Genomic DNA, 311 nt, shown 5'->3' on the forward strand with positions numbered 1-311 from the left:
TCGCATGCGGGGAACATGCGTTGCAGTGTTGCCAGTTGGCGGCCGGAGGCGGGGGTGATGGTGACGGACTGGGCGGTGGCGTCGTCGTAAAGCTGCCAAAAGCGCTCAGGTACCTGGCCTTCCGGGGTGAGGAGGGTGCCGTCCATGTCGAGTGCGATCAGTCGTGGCGTCTGCATTGCCCACACCATACCGGTGTGATGTGGAACACTGGGCGGCATGACTGAGTTTGTGAAGACCGAAGTACGCGGCGCGACCGGGGTGATCACCCTCGACCGCCCCAAGGCCCTGAATTCTCTGAACCCGGAGATGGC

1 protein-coding gene is annotated in these 311 nt (G+C 63.3%); it reads right to left on the bottom strand.

Annotated features, from left to right (window positions below; translation table 11 throughout):
• Positions 1-218: HAD family hydrolase (locus HMPREF2791_RS11580; protein WP_371335894.1), on the bottom strand; the 218-nt coding region annotated here is incomplete at its 3' end.
• Between the last annotated feature and the right edge of the window lie 93 nt (positions 219-311).

This window comes from Corynebacterium sp. HMSC034A01, assembly GCF_001838175.1.
Classification (GTDB): Bacteria; Actinomycetota; Actinomycetes; order Mycobacteriales; family Mycobacteriaceae; genus Corynebacterium.